Source organism: Haloprofundus halophilus (assembly GCF_003439925.1).
Taxonomy (GTDB): Archaea; Halobacteriota; Halobacteria; order Halobacteriales; family Haloferacaceae; genus Haloprofundus; species Haloprofundus halophilus.
Map to the genome: position 1 here is coordinate 199767 of NZ_QQRR01000001.1, position 15404 is coordinate 215170.

At 66.4% G+C, this 15404-nt stretch carries 13 protein-coding genes; 7 read left to right on the forward strand and 6 right to left on the reverse strand.

The window, feature by feature from the left end; genetic code table 11:
• Positions 1 to 96 precede the first annotated feature (96 nt).
• The 3 genes from DV709_RS00965 to DV709_RS00975 all read left to right on the forward strand — a co-directional run bounded on the left by DV709_RS00965 (position 97) and on the right by DV709_RS00975 (position 2748).
• Positions 97 to 1446 carry a glycerate kinase type-2 family protein gene (locus DV709_RS00965; protein WP_117591117.1) on the forward strand — a complete coding sequence of 450 codons (1350 nt, stop codon included), beginning with the start codon at positions 97 to 99 and terminating at the stop codon, positions 1444 to 1446.
• 97 nt (positions 1447 to 1543) lie between these two features.
• Complete coding sequence (locus tag DV709_RS00970; protein WP_117591118.1) at positions 1544 to 2158, forward strand: ArsR/SmtB family transcription factor; 615 nt, start codon at positions 1544 to 1546, stop codon at positions 2156 to 2158.
• A 134-nt stretch (positions 2159 to 2292) separates the two neighbouring features.
• Positions 2293 to 2748, forward strand: coding sequence for a bifunctional nuclease family protein (locus DV709_RS00975; protein ID WP_117591119.1), 456 nt, complete (start codon positions 2293 to 2295; stop codon positions 2746 to 2748).
• Positions 2749 to 2839: 91 nt separating this feature from the next.
• On the opposite strand, the gene DV709_RS00980 is transcribed toward DV709_RS00975, so the two are convergent.
• The 3 genes from DV709_RS00980 to DV709_RS00990 form a co-directional block, all read right to left on the reverse strand.
• Positions 2840 to 6490: a PAS domain S-box protein gene (locus DV709_RS00980; RefSeq protein ID WP_117591120.1), complete on the reverse strand. Its 3651-nt coding sequence runs from the start codon at positions 6488 to 6490 to the stop codon at positions 2840 to 2842.
• A 98-nt stretch (positions 6491 to 6588) separates the two neighbouring features.
• On the reverse strand, positions 6589 to 7044 hold the full coding sequence (locus DV709_RS00985) for an acyl-CoA thioesterase (protein WP_117591121.1): 456 nt from the start codon (positions 7042 to 7044) through the stop codon (positions 6589 to 6591).
• 58 nt (positions 7045 to 7102) lie between these two features.
• Positions 7103 to 7666, reverse strand: a complete 564-nt coding sequence (locus tag DV709_RS00990; RefSeq protein WP_117591122.1) for a sugar O-acetyltransferase — start codon at positions 7664 to 7666, stop codon at positions 7103 to 7105.
• Positions 7667 to 7830: 164 nt separating this feature from the next.
• Here DV709_RS00990 and DV709_RS00995 point away from each other — a divergent pair, with 164 nt between their 5' ends.
• A complete protein-coding gene (locus tag DV709_RS00995) occupies positions 7831 to 8289 on the forward strand; it encodes a hypothetical protein (RefSeq protein WP_117591123.1) in 459 nt (152 codons plus the stop codon).
• Between the two features lie 59 nt (positions 8290 to 8348).
• On the opposite strand, the gene DV709_RS17905 is transcribed toward DV709_RS00995, so the two are convergent.
• Positions 8349 to 8504, reverse strand: coding sequence for a hypothetical protein (locus DV709_RS17905; protein ID WP_198665620.1), 156 nt, complete (start codon positions 8502 to 8504; stop codon positions 8349 to 8351).
• Positions 8505 to 8573: 69 nt separating this feature from the next.
• On the opposite strand from DV709_RS17905, the gene DV709_RS17910 reads away from it, so the two are divergent.
• The 3 genes from DV709_RS17910 (at position 8574) to DV709_RS01010 (ending at position 12722) form a co-directional block, all read left to right on the forward strand.
• Positions 8574 to 8810: a hypothetical protein gene (locus DV709_RS17910; protein WP_198665621.1), complete on the forward strand. Its 237-nt coding sequence runs from the start codon at positions 8574 to 8576 to the stop codon at positions 8808 to 8810.
• A gap of 161 nt (positions 8811 to 8971) precedes the next feature.
• Complete coding sequence (gene ileS / locus DV709_RS01005) at positions 8972 to 12142, forward strand: isoleucine--tRNA ligase (RefSeq protein WP_117591125.1); 3171 nt, start codon at positions 8972 to 8974, stop codon at positions 12140 to 12142.
• A 76-nt stretch (positions 12143 to 12218) separates the two neighbouring features.
• Positions 12219 to 12722 carry an SHOCT domain-containing protein gene (locus DV709_RS01010; RefSeq protein ID WP_117591126.1) on the forward strand — a complete coding sequence of 168 codons (504 nt, stop codon included), beginning with the start codon at positions 12219 to 12221 and terminating at the stop codon, positions 12720 to 12722.
• 17 nt (positions 12723 to 12739) lie between these two features.
• On the opposite strand, the gene DV709_RS01015 is transcribed toward DV709_RS01010, so the two are convergent.
• Both DV709_RS01015 and DV709_RS01020 read right to left on the reverse strand, forming a co-directional pair.
• Entirely contained in the window at positions 12740 to 13987 is a 1248-nt protein-coding gene (locus DV709_RS01015; RefSeq protein ID WP_117591127.1) for an FAD-dependent oxidoreductase, read from the reverse strand.
• A gap of 108 nt (positions 13988 to 14095) precedes the next feature.
• Positions 14096 to 15403 carry an anaerobic glycerol-3-phosphate dehydrogenase subunit C gene (locus DV709_RS01020; RefSeq protein ID WP_117591128.1) on the reverse strand — a complete coding sequence of 436 codons (1308 nt, stop codon included), beginning with the start codon at positions 15401 to 15403 and terminating at the stop codon, positions 14096 to 14098.
• Between the last annotated feature and the right edge of the window lies 1 nt (position 15404).

Below are 15404 nucleotides of genomic sequence, written 5' to 3' on the forward strand. Positions count from 1 at the left end.
CAGTGTCGGAGTCGTGAACGAATCTCTCGGCGAATACGACGGTTGTGAGCGTCTCCCGCCATCTACGCTTTTGTCGCCCCCGTGCGACGCTCCGGTATGACCTTCGTCCGCAACGCCGCCGCGCTCGGCGGCAGCGAGGCCCGCGAGACGGCGCTGGCCTGTCTCGACGCCGGAATCGACGCCGCGAACCCCGAACGCGTCGTCGCCGACGCGGTGACGCTCGACGGGCGACTGCTGACCGTCGGCGACGACAGCTACGACCTCCGCGAGTTCGACGACGTGCTCGTCCTCGGCGGCGGGAAAGCGGGCGTCGGCGTCGCTCGCGCGCTCGAAGGCGTACTGGGCGACCGAGTCACCGACGGCGTCGTGGTCGTCCCCGACGCCGCCGAACTCGCTCGCGTCTCCGTCGTTGTCGGCGACCACCCCGTTCCGAGCGACCGCGGCGTCGAGGGAACGCGCCGCCTGCTCGACCTCGCCGAGGCGGCCGACGAACGGACGCTCGTCCTCGCCGTCGTCACCGGCGGCGGGAGCGCGCTTCTGGCCGCGCCCGCGGAGGGCGTGAGCCTCGACGACCTCCGGCGAACCACGGACGCGCTGCTCGACAGCGGGGCGGAGATACGGGAGATGAACGCCGTCCGCAAGCACCTCTCGGCCATCAAAGGCGGCCGCCTCGCCCGCGCCGCCGCCCCGGCGACGGTGGTCGGTCTCGTCCTCAGCGACGTCGTCGGCGACGACCTGAGCGTCATCGCCAGCGGGCCGACCGCACCGGACGAGACGAGTTACGCCGACGCCCTCGACGTGCTGGACCGGTACGATATCGACGCCCCGGCTGCCGTCCGCGAACGACTCGAACGCGGCGCGGCGGGTGGAATTTCGGAGACGCCCCGCGAGGGCGACTCCGCCTTCGACCGCGTTCGAAACGTCCTGCTCGGGAGCAATTTCAGTTCTCTCGACGCCGCCAGAAACGAAGCCGAGACGAGGGGTTACGACACCTGTATCCTCTCCTCGCGGGTCCGCGGCGAGTCGCGCGAAGCGGCGAAGACGCACGCCGCAGTCGCCGAAGAAGCAATTTTCACCGGAAATCCGGTGTCCCCACCGGCAGTGGTGCTCTCGGGCGGCGAGACGACGGTGACGGTTCGCGGCGACGGCACTGGCGGTCCGAACCAGGAGTTCGCGCTCTCGGCCGCCGTCGAGTTCGCGACCGCGTGGCGGGGCGAAGCCGACGTCGTCCTCGCCTGCGTCGACACCGACGGCAGAGACGGCGGAACCGACGTCGCCGGAGCCGTCGTCGACGACGAGACGGTCGACGACGCGGCCGCGGCCCGAGCGGCCCTCGCCGACAACAACGCGTTCAGCTACCTCGACGCCCGCGACGCCGTCGTCGAGACGGGACCGACGGGAACGAACGTCAACGACCTGCGAGTGCTCGTCGTCGAGGACGAGTGAGGTCGACGCTGACGCCGAGTAAGGTCGTCGCTGACGCCGAGTGAGGACGACTCGTCGACGAAAACGGTTTAGTCCACCCGTGGGATACTCTCTCGGTATGGCGAGACTGTTGCCCTCCACGCCCGACACCTCCGCCGCCGACGAGGCGGAGCCGCGGGTCATCGGCGTCGACAGCGAGGACGCCGACGACCTGCTGTCGGCGCTCTCCTCCGACACCGCCCGCACCCTCCTCTCGAAGCTCCACGACGAACCCGACACGCCGTCGGGGCTCGCGTCGCGCGTCGACTCCTCGCTGCAGAACGTCCAGTACCACCTCAAGAAACTGGAGGGCGCCGGCCTCGTCGACGTCGTCGACACCGTCTACTCCGAGAAGGGTCGCGAGATGAACGTCTACGCGCCCGCAGACCGCCCGCTCGTCGTCTTCGCCGGCCGCGAGTCCGAGAGCGCGGGTCTGAAGACGGCGCTCAAGCGTCTGCTGGCGAGCGTCGGCATCCTCGCGGCCGCGAGTTTCGTCGTCCAAATCGTCGCCACCGGCGAGGTACCGTTTCTCGCGCAGTCGGCGTCCGGCGGCGATGGGGGAACTGAGCTCACGACCTCCGCCGTCGAGACGACTGCGTCGACGGCACCCGCCTTCCCGCCGGGGCTGGCCTTCTTCCTCGGAGGCCTCGTCGTTCTGGCGTTCGCCTTCGCGGTCTGGTACGCCCGGCGGTGAGCGTTCCGACGCTCCGCCGTCGAGCTATCAGCAGAATCGATTGTGCCGTTCGCGTTTCTCTCCGCCCGTAGTGTCTGTTCGCGCTATTTGCGGGTCGCAGGTAGCTATTTACCTTCGACGACGAACGTGTGAGCATGGAGCACACTGCCGAAGTGGAGGGCATCGGCGTCGGCGTCGGGGCCGACGGGACGAACGTCCCCGCCGTCGTCCTCCGCGCCCGCGAAGAGGTCCTTCCGATATTCGTCACGGCCGACCAAGCACAGACGATCCGCCTCGGACTCGCCGGCGAACCGTTCGAGCGTCCGCTGACTCACGACCTGTTGGTCGAGATGGTGACCGAGTTCGGCGGGGCCATCGACGGCGTCCGCATCGACGACCTCACGGACGGGACGTTCTACGCGAAACTCGACGCCGAACGCTACGAGGACGGCGAACCGGTGAGTTACGTCTTCGACGCCCGCCCGAGCGACGCCATCGCCCTCGCCGTCCGCGTCGACTGCCCCATCTACGTCTCCGACGAGATTCTCGACGCCGCCGGACGACCACCCTCCGCCATCGACCTCTCGCCGGACGACGACGACACGTTCTGAATCCGTCGAGATTCGCTCGTTCTCGCTTTTCTCGGTCGCATCGACTCGACTCGAATCCCGCCTCGACGACATTGGAGCGCGACTGATGCGCTCAGACACCCCTGTTCTCGGCGAACAGGGCGTCGAATACCTTGTTTTCCGCCTTCCGAAGGTGTTGGGAGAACGTCGGTGCCGAGACGCCCAGCGACTCGGCGACCTCCGCACCGGTGCTCTCGCGGGGCCACTCGAAGAACCCGGCGTAGTACGCCGACTCCAGGACGGCACGCTGTCGCTCGGTTAGGTCCTCGTAGAACGCGCTCACGGCTTGGTTCGAGGCGTCGTCGGTGCGCGTGACCTGACGCTGCGAGCGCATCACCGCGGCCGGGTACGCCTCCTGGACGGTCTCGACGAACTCGCGGACGTCCGCGGTAACCGGAAGTTGGATGCGCATGTGGTAGTCGTCGTCCTCGATTTTGGCGTGCTTGACGTAGCCGCTCAGCGACGCGATAGCCGAGAGCACCGGCGGCTCGGAGAGTCGGATCTCGAACTTGGCCCGGCCGAACCCCTCGCTGAGCACGCGAAGGGCGATCCAGTGCGGTACTCGCTCGACGATCTCCCGCACGACTTCGAGGTCGTCCGCGCTCGCCGTGCCGTAGACGAGGTACTCGCCACCGCCGATGGGAACCGACTGGCCGAGCGTAATCTCGTCGGTCGCGGTGGCCTGCAGGTCGAGTTCGTCGAAGACGTTCTCTATCTGGAGGTCGATCTCGGTGAGCTGGTCGCTCGTGAGCGCGTGCTTGCGCTCTATGGCGGTGATGGCGTGTCCGACGACCTCGCCGAGCTGTTCCAGCACTTCGCTTTCCTCCTCGGTGAACGCGAGCGCTCGCTCCGCGTACACGTTCAGAACGCCGTAGAGGTTTCCTTCGTACACGATAGGAATCGCAGCCGAGGAACGGTAGCCGTACATCGTCGCCCGCTCGCGCCAGTGCGCGTAGTGGGGATCCGAGAAGATATCCTGTGTGACCTGTATCTCCTGCGTCTGCACTGCCCGGCTCGTCGGTCCTCGACTTCGTGGGTCGTCGGGGTCGACGGAGAGAGTTACATCGTCGAGGTAGCCATCGACGCCCGCTTCCTCGCGAAGGGAGACCGTCTCCGTCTCGGCGTCCACCTCACCGACCCACGCGAAGAGGTACGAATCCGTGGAGGTGAGCGCCTCACAGACTGTGCGTTCGATCTCCTCGCGCGTGGATTGACTGATGACCGCTTCGGTGACCTCACGGGCGACTCGGTTGAGGTGGTTCAGCGCGACGAGCCGTTCGCGCTGCTGTTCGAGTTCGCGCTCGCGCTCGCGCAGTTCCGTTATCTCCTGTGTCACGAGCATGCCGGCGTACGGCTCGTCACGTTCACCGACGATGGGCACGGCCCACATCTGAAACACCCGGCCGTTCCACTCGAACTCCGAGCGAGTCGTCTCTCCGTCGAGCGCGCCCCGACAGTATCGACGAAGGTCGTCACCCAGTTCGACGTCCGAGGAGAGTTCGGCGACGTCGGCCCCCAACAGCCGCTCACTCGAGATGTCGTACTCCTCGAAGACGGCTCCCTCGAGCAGCGTGTACCGCAGTTCCTCGTCGAAGAGTGCGACGCCCCCGTTGGGGAACTGTTCCGCGAGCGTCCGGTAGCGCCGCTCGCTCTCCTCCATCGCCCGCTCGTGCTCGGCGCGTTCGATGGCCGTCGCGAGGACGTTCGCGACGCTCTGTAGAAAGTTCACGTCGTTCTGTGAGAACTCCCGTCGCTCGGTGGCGTGCGCGCCGAGGATACCCCACGGGTCGTCGGGCGGGCCGACGACGACGCTCATACCGCTCGTCACGTCGTGGTCGAGCAGCAGGCCCCGCCCCGAAAACCGCGTCTCGGCGGCGAGGTCCTCGACGACGACCGGTTCGTTCGAGCACAGCGTGTACCCCGCCTGAGAGTTTTCCTTCGCGTCGACGGTTGCGGTGCCGACGATTCCCTCGTGCCACCCGACACCCTCGCAGAGGATCAGCTCATCGCCTTCGGGGTGAAGCTCTAGAAGCTCGCAGTACTCCATCTCGAGCGTGTCGGCGACGGCGGCGACGACCGTCTCCACGAGCGTGTCGAGGTCCCGTTCGGCGAGCGCCCGCTGGCCGAGGTCGGTGACGACCTGTTGTTGGCGGACCCGCGATTCGAGTTCGCGCTCGCGTTCGATTCGCTCGGTGATGTCCCGGACGACCCCGCACCGGCCGTCGCTCTCCGCCATCGAGAGCGGGGCGACCCGACTCTCCACGGGCACTTTCTCGCCGTCTCTCGTCGAGAGGTCGAGTTCGATGATTACCTCCTCGCGGCTCCCCTCGCTCACCTCCTCGGCCATCCGCCCGACCTGCGGTGTGACCGCGTCGTCGTGGACCATCGTGGCGTGTGCACCGAGCAGTTTCTCGCGGTCGTAACCGGTCGTCTCGCAGAAGGCGTCGTTCACGAGAACGAAACGTGCGTCCGAGTCGACGGCGTAGATGCCGTCGTCGACCGTCTCGACGATGGTCTCGTACCGTTCGAGTTCGAACTCGCGCGCTTTGCGTTCGGTGACGTTCTGGAAGTACACGGACAGCCCCGTCTCGGAGGGGTACGCTCGCACCTCGAACCACGTATCGAGCGGCGGGTAGTACTCGTCGAACGAGACGGATTGCTGCGTCTCCATCGCTCGGCGGTACTCGGTCTCGAACGCCGTCCCCACCGTTTCGGGGAGCTCCTCCCAGACGTTCGCGCCGACGAGTTCGTCGGCCGAGCGCTCCAAAACCGCCTCCGCCGTCTCGTTGACGTACGTGAACTGCCAGTCGGTGTCCAGACCGATGAACGCGTCCGTGACCCGCGTGAACAGTCCGTCGAGCTCCGACCGGAGTTCGTCGCGCTCGCGCCGCAGCCACTCGGTCTGTCGCTTCAGTTGCGTGATGTCGTCGCCGACGACCACGACCTGCTCGACCTCTCCGTCGTCGAGGAGCGGCATCGCGTTGATGGAGTACCAGCGCCGCTCGCCGCCGGGGAGCTCCATCTGCGCCTGCCAATCGTACACCGGTTCGCCTCGTTCCAGCGCCCACGCGTACGGGCGCTCCTCGCGGGGAACCGGTTCGCCCTCCTCGTCGTACACCGGGATGCTGCCCGCCGTGTACTCTAACACCTCCGAGCCGTTCGTGTGGGCGTCGAGCACCTGCGCTGCGGCGTCGTTCGCGCGGACGAGGTCGCGGCTCTCCGCGTCGAAGACGCCGACGATGACGGGACACGTCTCGAGGACGTTCTCCAGCAGGTCGCGCTCTCGCTCGAGCTGTCCTTCGCGTTCGCGGCGCTCGGTGATGTCGCGGGCGATTCCCACCGTCCCCGTCACTTCGCCCTCGTCGGTGAGCAGCCCGAACCTGATTTCGACCGGAATCTCGCGGCCGTCGCGCATCCGAATCGGTATCTCGCGGGTTCGAACGCTCTCGGTCGGTTCGCGGAGGAGTTCGAGAATATCCGAGGCGAACCGAGCGGCGTCGTCGTCGTCTAACAGTACGGAGACGTGCTCACCGACGAGTTCCGCGCGAGAGTACCCCGTGACGTCGAGGAGGACGTCGTTCACGTCGACGAAGCGTCCCGAGAGGTCCAGCTGATAGATTCCGTCGCCGACCGTCTCGATGACCGACTCGTATCGCCGGAGCTTTCGGCACCTCTCTACGCGTGTTTGTGACTCGTCTCTCCCGCTCCCACCCTCTCCAGACATATTAGTCGCTCACAGTCGACTACGAGGCATAAATTATCTGGACAGAACCCCGGTCTGTAGCGAGGACTGACAACTCGGCGACCGCTCGACGGTCGGCTCTATCGCCCGTTCGCCAACTCCGCCTCCGCTTCCAACGCCTGCTCGCGGAGTCGTTCACCCTCCTCGCTCTCGACGGTCAGTTCCGGTACCGGCGACGGCTTGTGATTCTCGTCGATGGCGACGTAGACGAAAAGCGACTCGGTGGTCAGTTCCGTCTCGCCGGTCTGTGGGTTCTCGCGGAACGCCTTGATGCGAACGCGGATGCTCGTCTCGCCGGCTTTGTAGACGTACGCCTGTATCAGCGCCGTGTCGCCGCGCGGGATGGGTTGGACGAAGTTCACCTGCTCCATCCGGGCGGTCACGCAGGTCTGTCCGGCGAAGCGCATCGCCGCCAGCGCGCCGTCGGTGTCCATCCACTTCAGGACGTTGCCCCCGTGGGCCATGTCGTAGTTGTTCGTGTCGTTCGGCTGGATGAGGTGCCGGTTCTCGATGTACGTCTCCATCAAGTCGGTCATGGGTCACGTTTCGACGGGAGACTGCAAGAACGTGGCGTCGAATCGTTCGTGACAGTCGTTACTGGTCGTCCAGTTCCTTCAGCACCCGCGCCGGATTCCCCCCGACGACGACGTCCGAGGGGACGTCTCCCGTCACCACCGCCCCGGAGGCGACGACGGCGCGGTCGCCCACCGAGACGCCGGGGTTGAGCACCGCTTGCCCGCCGACCCACACGTCGTCACCGACGGTGACGGGGTCGCCGAACTCGACGCCCTCGCGCCGCGTCTCGGCGTCGAGCGGGTGCGTCGCCGTGTACACGTGAACGCCCGGTCCGAGCAGGCAGTGCGACCCGAACCGTATCTCGCAGACGTCCAGCATCACGCAGCCGAAGTTGGCGAAGAACTCGTCGCCGACGTGAATCTGCGAGCCGTAGTCGCAGCGGAACGGCGGTTCGACGAAGGCGTTCTCGCCGACGGTGCCGAACAGTTCGGCCAGTAGCGCCGCGCGGGTCTCCGTCTCGGTCTCCTCGGTGTCGTTGTACCAGCGGGTGAGCGACCGGGCTCGGCTCCGTTCTTCGACGAGTCGCGGGTCGAACGGGTCGTAGGGGTCGCCGCGGAGCATCTTCTCCCTCTCGGTGGTCACGTCTGCGTGCCGACTCGGTGTGCGAGCGAAAGTAGGTTCGGGTTGCGCTCACGGAACTGCACGAGGCGGAGAGCGGATGCTCGACGTGCTGCTGTCGACGGAGCGCCGGTCGACGAGCGACCGGCGTCGCGGTACTTTTCTCTCTCGCCCGCGACGCTCGAACCATGGCACTCGACGTTTCCACCCCCGACCCGCCGGAACTGTCCGCAGTCGACCCGAGCGAGTACGACGACGCCGAGGTCATCGCGGACGACGACTACCGCCGCGACGAACTCGGCGAGTTCCTCGACTCGGGCGCGTGGGCGGAGTCGTTCGAGCGGTGGACCGAAACGGCCGAAGTCAGCGAGTCGGAGTGGCGCATCGTCGAGGAGCTCGGACTCGTCGAGCGGTTCGACTTCTTCTGGGACGACTTCGCCGACCGGGTCGGCTACCATGCGCCGGGCATCCCCGAGGACTGGAAGGAGCGAGCGGTGCACCCGGACCTCGACAGCTGGTCGCAGGTGTCCTCTATCAACGCCGGACTCACGGAACTGGGGCAGGTCGTCTGCGACGTGCTCAAAGACGACTACGTCGACTGGGAAGCCGAGTTCGAAGCGCCCGACGACTTACCCGACTTCGACTGACGACGCGACTCGGCGAGCGCCCCGACGCGCCCGCCGGATTCATCACCTCGCCGCGTGACTCACACGACAGGTGACTCGTCATCTACTCTAAACACCATCTCGTCGTCTCGCTGGCGCTCGGCGCGCTGTTCGTCCTCGCCGTCGACTCCTCGCTTCCGCTCTGGTTCGTCCTCGCGTACTCCGCGGTCGTCGGCGTCGGCATCGACTTCGACCACTTTCTCGTCGCCCGCGTCAACACCGGGAGTTGGCGCGCCGCCCGCGAGTGCCTCCTGAATCCGACGCGGGTGTTCGCCGGACAGGACGAGATATTCGAAGACGGGGAGGTCGGGACGCTCCGGCGACTGCTCAGCCACGTCGTCGTCGTCGGCGTCGCGGTTCCCGCGCTCGTCCTCGTGAGTCCGGCGCTCGCGCTGTTGACGGCCGTCGTCCTCTACGGTCACCTCTTGGCCGACCTGGTCTGGGACGTGTACCTGGAGATAGAGAACGGGAGTCCGGAAGTGCCGAACGTCGTTCGGCGGTGAGCGACTGCGCGACGGCCGCGCGGCGACTGCGGATGATTGGATGACTGCGCGACGGCCGTGCGACGACTGCGGACGACTGTGTGACGCCCGCGCGCTGACCCGTCTCACAACCGTACGCGCGGGACCACCGTTTTGATATACGCCGGGCGACAGCACCCTGTATGGAAGACGTCGCAGACCAGTACGCCCCGGAGGACGTGGAGTCCTCGGCGCGGGCGCACTGGGACGACACGGACGCCTACGAGGCGACGAAGGAGGCGCACGCCGACGACCCCGCTTTCTTCTTCGTCGACGGCCCGCCGTACACCTCGGGTCAGATGCACCTCGGAACGGCGTGGAACAAGACCCTGAAAGACGCCATCATCCGACGCAAGCGGATGGAGGGCCACCGCGTCACCGACCGACCGGGCTACGACATGCACGGCCTGCCCATCGAGGTGAAAGTCGAGCAGGAGCTCGGCTTCGAGTCCAAGCGCGACATCGAGGAGTACGGGATGGAGGCGTTCATCGAGGAGTGCAAGCAGTTCGCCGAGCGCAACAGGGAGAACATGGACGAGGACTTCCAGTCCATCGGCGTCTGGATGGACTGGGAGAACCCCTACAAGACGCTCTCGCCGGAGTACATGGAGGCCGGTTGGTGGGCGTTCAAGCAGGTCCACGAGAACGGCCTGCTCAGTCAGGGTAAGCGCTCGGTCAACCAGTGCCCGCGCTGCGAGACGGCCATCGCCGACAACGAGGTCGAGTACCACGAGATCGAGTCGCCCAGCATCTACGTCAAGTTCCCGCTGAAAGGGAGAGAGGGGAACCTCGTCATCTGGACGACGACGCCGTGGACCATCCCCGCGAACACGTTCGTCGCCGTCGACGGCGAGATGACCTACCTGGGCGTTCGCGCCGAGAGAGCGGGAGAAAGCGAGGTGCTCTACCTCGCCGAACCCGTCGTCGAGGAGGCCCTGAAGGAGGGTCGCTACGAGGACTACGAGGTCGTCGACGAAGTCACCGGAGAGGAGATGGTCGGCTGGGAGTACGACCACCCGCTCGCCGACGAGGTGCCCGGCCACGCCGACTTCGAGGGCGCGGGGGAGGTCTACACCGCCGACTACGTCGAAGCCGACCGGACGGGTCTCGTCCACTCCGCGCCCGGCCACGGGCAGGAGGACTTCGAGCGCGGTCAGGAACTCGGCCTCGACGTGTTCTCGCCGGTCCGCGGTAACGGCGACTTCACCGAGGAAGCGGGCAAGTACGAGGGGACGTTCGTCCGCGACGCCAACGACGAGATCATCGAGGACCTCGACTCGAAGGGCCTCCTGTTCGCCTCGGGCACCCACCGCCACCGCTACGGCCAGTGTTGGCGCTGCGACACGGACATCATCTTCCTCGCCACCGACCAGTGGTTCATCACTATCACCGACGTCAAAGACGAACTCCTCGACAACATCGAGGATTCGGAGTGGCATCCGCAGTGGGCGCGCGACAGTCGCTTCCGCAACTTCGTCGAGGACGCCCCCGACTGGAACATCTCGCGGCAGCGCTACTGGGGGATTCCCCTCCCAATCTGGGTGCCGCAGGGCAACGCGACGCCGGACCCCGAGGACCTCATCGTCGTCGGCACGCGCGAGGAACTCGCCGAACGCGTCGACCAGGACGTAAACCCCGACGAGGTCGACCTGCACCGACCCTCGGTGGACCCGCTGACCATCACCGAGGACGGGACGACGTACGAGCGCGTCCCCGACGTGTTCGACGTCTGGATAGACTCCTCGGTGGCTTCGTGGGGGACGCTCGACTTCCCCGGCAACGAGGCCGACTACGAGGAACTGTGGCCCGCCGACTTCATCGTCGAGGCGCACGACCAGACCCGCGGCTGGTTCTGGTCGCAGCTCGGCATGGGGACGGCCGCCGTCGGCGAAGTGCCGTACAAGGAGGTGCTGATGCACGGGTTCGCCAACGACAAGGATGGACGAAAGATGTCGAAGTCCGTCGGCAACATCGTCACGCCCGAGGAGGCCATCGAGCGCGCGGGCCGCGACCCGCTTCGCGCGTACCTGCTGAGCCACGACCAGCAGGGCGTCGACCTCTCGTTCGAGTGGGAGGGTCTCGGCGACGTGCAGTCGACGCTCAACATCCTCTGGAACGTGTTCCGCTTCCCGCTGCCGTACATGCGACTCGACGGTTACGACCCCGCCGAAGCGAGTCTCGAAGACGGTGAACTCACCGTCGTCGACGAGTGGGTGCTCTCGCGCCTGCAGTCGGTGAAATCGAACGTCGACGAGGCGTGGGACGAGTTCCGCATCGACGACGCGCTCAACGAGGTGCTCGACTTCGTCGTCGGCGACGTCTCGCGGTTCTACGTCAAGGCCATCCGCGAGCGGATGTGGGAGGAGGAGGACTCCGATTCGAAACGCGGCGCGTACGCCACGCTCTCGACGGTGTTGCTCGAAACTGTGCGCCTCATCGCGCCGTTCACACCGTACCTCGCCGAGGAGATGTACCAGCATCTCGACGGCACCGAAACCACGGTGCACATGCTCTCGGTCCCCGAGGTCGACGACGACCTCCACCGGCCGAAACTGGAGGCCGACATGGACGTGCTCCGACGCGTCGAGGAGGCGGCGGCGAACGCCCGCCAACAGGGCGGCCGCAAACTCCGTTGGCCCGTCCAGCGCGTCGTCATCGAGACGAGCGCCGACGAGGTGGCCGACTCGGTTCGCTCGCTCGAATCGCTGCTGCTCGAACGCGTCAACGGTCGGTCGCTCGAAGTCGTCGACGGCTTCGACGAACTGGTCGAGCGCGCCGACCCGCAGATGAGCGTCATCGGCCCCGCCTTCGGCGGCGAGGCCCAGAAAATCATGGGCGCGGTACAGGGCGCGTCTCGGGACGAACTCACGCGGGAGGGGACGCTCGTCGCGGAGGTCGACGGCGAGACGTACGAACTCGACGAGGAGATGGTCGAGTTCCACGCCGAACCGCCCGAGTACCTCTCGGCCGCCGAGTTCGAGAGCGGGACGGTGTACGTCGACACGCGCCTGACCGACGATATCGAGTCCGAGGGCTACGCCCGCGACGTGGTCCGCCGGATACAGGAGATGCGCAAACAACTCGACCTCGACGTCGAAGAGAACATCCGGGCGTACGTCGACGTCGCCGACGACCGGGTCGCCGGGTTCGTCGACGAGAACCGAGAGTTCATCGCCGAGGAGACCCGCACGAGCGAGTTCGTCGGCGAGGACGACGAGTTCGACCTCCGCGAGGAGTGGGACGTCGAGGGCGTCGACGTGACCATCGGCATCGCCCGCGTCGCCGAGCAGTCCGCGTCCGCGCAGGACGACTGAGCGGCGCGCACCCTCCGTACAGTCAGTCGAGAGACCGCTCCAGAACTGTTTTACAGCTTACCTGTTATCACGCTGTATGGTTGGCGACCCGCCCGAACAGTCGACCCTCCGTCAGTCGCACCGCCTCGTCGAACACTACACGCCCGACGGGATGCTCGGCCGGCTCCTCCACGCATCGGTGACGGGCGCGCTCTCCGGCGGCGCGTTCCTGCTCGCGATCTTCGGACTGGCTTCCTTCGGCTTCGTCTGGTTCATCACGGGAGTGCTCGCGGCGGTCGTCGGCGTCGTCGCCGCGTTGCTGACGGTTCTGACGCTCTGGCCGGTGTACCTCTCGCTCATCGGCAACGTCGACTCGCCGGAGAAGTACGGTCGGACGGGCTCACCGTCGACGCCGGCCGCTAAGCGCGCCGCCGACACTGACCCGTCGGAGATTCTAAAACGCAAGTACGCGGCCGGAGAACTCTCCGACGAGGAGTTCGAGCGCCGGTTGGACACGTTGCTTGACGCCGACGAAGTCGCTCGCCGCGGAAGCGACGGCGAGAACGCGGCCTCGAAGCGCACGCTTCGAGAGCGGAACTGAACCGAATCGGTCGCGGCTCAGTCCGCCGTCAGCACGTCCTCGTCCGACGGCGAGCGCGCGTCGTACTCGGCGACGAACTCGTCTAACCGCCGTTCGTCGTCGATTCCGGGTAACTCTTCCTCGGCGGTGCGACACGGTTCGTCGACGCCGAGCGCCTCGCAGACGTGGTCGGCTGTCGCCTCCGCCATCATCCGGTACGTCGTCAGTTTGCCGCCGACGATGCTGGCGAAGTTCTCGACGCCCTCTCGCTCGTGGTCGAGCAGGAAGAAGCCGCGCGAGATGCCGCGGGCGTCGCCCTCGCCGCCGTCCATCGTCTCGCGCTCGGCCTCGTCGGGCGCGTACAGCGGGCGGACGCCCCACCACGTGCGGAGAATCTCGCTCTTCGCCGCTTCGGGGAGCATCTTCGAGCACTCCTCGACCATCTTCCGTATCTCCCAGTGTTCCTCGTCGAACTCGTCGGGGTCGTCGACTTCGATGCTCGTCGTCCCCAACACCGCCTGCGTCTCGTGGGGGACGACGATGTCGCCGTCGGCGGGCGGGCGGCAGCGGTTGAGCACCGGGCCGAGACCCGGATAGTCGACAGAGACCATCACGCCCTTGGTCGGTCGCATCGCCACCTCGACGCCCGCGAGTTCCGCGCACTCACCGGCCCACGTGCCGGCGGCGTTGATGACGTAGTCGGCGTCGACCGTCTCGTCTACGTCACCGCCGAGCGTCGCACCGGTCGCCCGTCCGTCTTCGACGCGGACGTCCGTGACCGGCGCGTGCGTCAGCACCTCCGCGCCGTTCTCGGCCGCGCTCGCCGCGTTGGCGGCGACGAGACGCGAGGGGTAGACGACGCCGTCGGGGACTTTCATCACTCGCTCCGCGTCGGGTGTGAGCCCCGGCACCTCCGCTCGGGTTTCCTCGTCGCCGAGCACCTCCGCCTCGATGCCGATATCCTCGCAGGCGGCCAGTTTCTCCTCGAAGAACTCGGGGTCGTCTTCGGGTAGTTGGACGAAGAACCCACCCGTGTCGCGGATGCAGTGCCCTGCGATATCCCGAAGGATTCGGTTCTCGCGGATACACTCCTCCGCGCCGAGTTCGTCGTCCGGTGCGTACCGCGCGCCGCTGTGCAGCAGGCCGTGCGACCGTCCGGAGGTCCCGCTGGCGAGGCCGCCGCGTTCGGCGACGACGACGTCGACGCCGCGCATCGCCAGGTCGCGCGCGATTCCGACACCCGTTGCTCCACCGCCGATGACGAGGACTTCAGTCTGGATAGTCATAGTCGTCGGGCGAGTTTGCTCGCCCACAGTCTCCGCTCGCGGGTTAGGACCCGACGCGCAAAAGCCCTGCGCGAGTCGCCGTCGAGGGCGAAAAATCGTGTACTTCGGCTACGCCATCGCCTCTTCGAGGACCTGGAGGGGGTGTCGAATCTCGTAGCCGGTGCCGTGTTCCATCTGCATCGAACACGTCGGACACTCGGTCATGCCCACCTCGCCGGCGGCGTGGTGCATGTGCTCGAACATCTCTTCGCCGATCTTCATCGACTTCTCGTACTTCTCTTCTTTCCAGCCGTACGTGCCGGAGATGCCCGAGCACGACGGCCCGACGTCCTCGATTTCGACGCCGTCCAACTCGCGGAACAACTCGACGGCTTGGCGGTCGAGGCCCTGATTGCGGGCGTGACACGGCGCGTGATACGCGTACGATTGCTCCGGGACCGACGAGTCGGCGAGCGCACCCTCTAAATCCTCGTGGATGCGGAGGTACTCCATCGCCTCGTAGGTGTGCGCCGACACGTCCTCGATGCCGTCCAAGTCGAACAGTTCGGGGTACTCCTGTTTCAGAGACATCGAACAGGACGTACACGAGGCGACGATATCGTAACCGTCGGCGATCAATCCAGAGAAGTTCTCGACGTTGATGCCGGCGGCGCGTTTCGCGTCGTTGAGCATCCCGTTGGCGAACATCGGCGTCCCCGAACAGCGCTGGACGGGGACGACGACCTCGTATCCGAACTCCTCGAAGACGCGGACCAGCGCCTTGCCGACCTCGGGCGTGTTGTAGTTCGAGTAACAGCCGTGGAAGTACGCCACGCGCTTGTCTTCCGACCGAACTTGCGGGCCTCCTCGCTCGTCCCACCACTCTCTGAACGTTTGGGTGGCGAACTCGGGGAACTCCCGCTCCGACGTGACGCCCAACACCTTCTCGTTGAACAGTTTGGTGACGCCGAGGCCCATCACGAAGTTGGTCAGTCGCGGAACCTTGCTGCCGAGTTCGGCCATCGTCCGGTAGTTGGCGAGAATGCGGTTACGAACGTACTCTCGGGAGAGTTTCTCCATCCGTTCGTCGACGAACTCGCCTCGCGCGGTGTTGTGCATCTGGCTCAGCGGGACGGACGACGGACAGACGTCGTCGCAGCGCATGCAGTTCGAGCAGTCCATCACCGACGCGTCGATGTCCTCGTCGCTCTTGCGTTTGAGGCGCCACTGCTCGGGTCCCTGGAACTTCGGACCGGGGAACTCGTCGTCGACTTCGGCGACCGGACACGCCGAGTCGCAGGTCGTACACTTGTAACAGTTGTCCGCGCCCGGTCTGAGGTCCATTTCGTCGGCTTCAGGAAACACCTGTACGGGTTCGAAGTCGTCCTGTGCTACGTTCGGGTTGCTCTCGTCTGCTGGGTGTTCTGCGTCGCTCATT